3 protein-coding genes are annotated in these 2,047 nt (G+C 73.0%); 1 reads left to right on the plus strand and 2 read right to left on the minus strand.

The genetic code is table 11. The features are described from left to right. Window positions 1–758, minus strand: a 758-nt coding sequence (locus RWX45_RS11525) for a 16S rRNA (uracil(1498)-N(3))-methyltransferase (RefSeq protein WP_316023863.1), incomplete at its 3' end; no start/stop codon positions are given. A gap of 55 nt (window positions 759–813) precedes the next feature. Between RWX45_RS11525 and RWX45_RS11530 the strand changes: the two genes are divergently transcribed. Next, window positions 814–1,593, plus strand: a complete 780-nt coding sequence (locus RWX45_RS11530) for a YggS family pyridoxal phosphate-dependent enzyme (protein ID WP_316023864.1) — start codon at window positions 814–816, stop codon at window positions 1,591–1,593. Here the strand turns inward: RWX45_RS11530 and RWX45_RS11535 are convergent. After that, on the minus strand, window positions 1,590–2,047 hold a 458-nt coding region (locus RWX45_RS11535), incomplete at its 5' end, for a DnaJ C-terminal domain-containing protein (protein ID WP_316023865.1). The genes RWX45_RS11530 and RWX45_RS11535 overlap by 4 nt on opposite strands.

Raw genomic sequence — 2,047 nt, forward strand, 5'->3', positions numbered from 1 at the left:
GTGCGCATGACGTGTGGGCCCAGGCGCACAGTGGTCGCCCCGGCGGCCTCCAGAGCCGTCGTCTCCGCCTCGCTGATGCCGCCCTCGGGCCCGACGACGACGGCGAGCACCGGCACCGTACCGGGAACCCCGGCGCTCACGGGGGCGGGAATCTCCACGCCGCCGATGGGCGTGCGCGACTCCTCGTGGAGCACCAGCACCGCTCCCCCGGCGGAGACCTGCTCCGCCGTCCACTCGCACAGCTGCCTGGTGCTCACTGCCTCAAGCACCTCGGGCACCCGCGCACGGCGAGCCTGCTTGGCGGCCTCACGCACGGTCGCCTGCCAGCGCTCGCGCCCCCGGCCGAGCTTGACACCCCGCCACACGGACACGCACCTGTCGGCCTGCCAGGGCAGGACAACATCAGCACCGACCTCGGTGGCGGTCTCGACCGCCTGCTCATCACGGCCGCCCTTCGCCAGCGCCTGGACGAGCACCAGCCGTACCCCCGCCTCCGGTTCCTCAACCCGCTGGACGACGCGTGCGGTCAAGCGTTCGCGGCGGCCACCGTCGGCGGCGACGTCGGTGACCTCGCACACCAGGCGCAAGCCGGCGCCGTCGACGAGGTCAACCCGCTCCCCCACGCGCAGGCGCCTGACCGCCACCGCGTGGTGCGCCTCCGGACCGGTGAGCGCGAGCAGGTCGCCGGGAGCGGCGCTGTCGGCGCTTCCGGCGGGTTCAAGTGTGCGGGGCGTGAAAACGAAAACGGGCGCGGTCACCCGTCCAGGGTACGGTTCCCGGCAGGTTTCCGCCGCGGTGCTAGCGTCACGGAATATGACCGAACAGCCTGCCGTCCCGCAGTCCCGCCCCGCCGCCACAGCTTCTTCGCCCTGGTCGACGGCCACCACCGTCGCCGACTTCCGCCGCAATCTCGCGGCCGTGCGCGCCCGCATCGACGCCGCCGCCGTCGCCGCGGGCCGCGACCCGGAGCAGGTGCGGCTGCTGCCGGTATCCAAGACCGTGCCGGAGGAACGGCTGCGGGCGGCCGCAGCCGCCGGCATCACCCAGATGGGAGAGAACAAGGTCCAGGAGGCCAAGCGCAAGGCGAGTAACCTCGCCGATCTCGGCATCCACTGGGCGCTTATCGGCCACCTGCAGACCAACAAGGCCAAGGACGTGGCCGCCTTCGCCCACGAGTTCCAGGCCCTGGACTCCCTGCGCGTCGCCGAGGCGCTGGACCGGCGCCTCCAGGCCGCCGGGCGGGGCCTGGACGTGTACGTCCAGGTCAATTCCTCCGGGGAGGCCTCGAAGTTCGGGCTGGAGCCGGAGGCGGTGGCGCCGTTCCTGGCCGCTCTGCCCGTCTACTCCGCGCTGCGGGTGCGCGGCCTCATGACGCTGGCCGCCCACACCGAGGACACCGCGCGCGTACGGGAGTGCTTCGCACTCATGCGCGCCCTGCGCGACGCCGGACTGCAGGCGGGCACAGTCGGCGACGGGCAGCTGTCCATGGGCATGAGCGGGGACTTCGAGCTGGCCGTGGCCGAGGGCTCAACCTGCGTGCGCGTGGGCCAGGCAATCTTCGGGGCGCGTCCCGCCCCGGCGGCGCGGGCCTAGCGGCCGGAGAACTTCTCCTTGAGCTTGCCCATGACGGATTCGTCCTTCGGCGCCGGGTAGCCGTCCTCCCCGCGCAGGGAGGCCAGCTCTGCCAGCAGTTCGCGCTGCCGATCGTTGAGCCTGGTGGGAGTTTCCACAACGATCTGCACGCGCAGGTCGCCGCGCCCGGAGCGGCGCAGGCGGCCCACGCCCAGACCGGACAGGACGATCTCGTCGCCGCCCTGGGTGCCAGGGCGCACCGAGACGCTGCGCTCGCCGTCGAAGGTCTCCAAGGGGAAGGTCGCCCCCAGGGCCGCGGCGGTCATGGGCACGCGCAGCTCGGTGTACAGGTCGTCGCCGTCGCGGGTGAAGGTGTCGTGTTCCCGTTCGTGGATCTCGACGTACAGGTCGCCGTTGGGGCCGCCGGCGGGGCCAGCCTCGCCGCGCCCCGACATGCGGATGCGGGTGCCGGTGG

The organism is Actinomyces sp. MRS3W (genome assembly GCF_032465695.1).
In the GTDB taxonomy this organism is placed as follows: domain Bacteria; phylum Actinomycetota; class Actinomycetes; order Actinomycetales; family Actinomycetaceae; genus Actinomyces.

Excerpts from the sequence above, each read along its gene's own strand:
- RWX45_RS11530 (WP_316023864.1), top strand. The coding sequence starts at position 814 with ATGACCGAACAGCCTGCCGTCCCGCAGTCCCGCCCCGCCGCCACAGCT.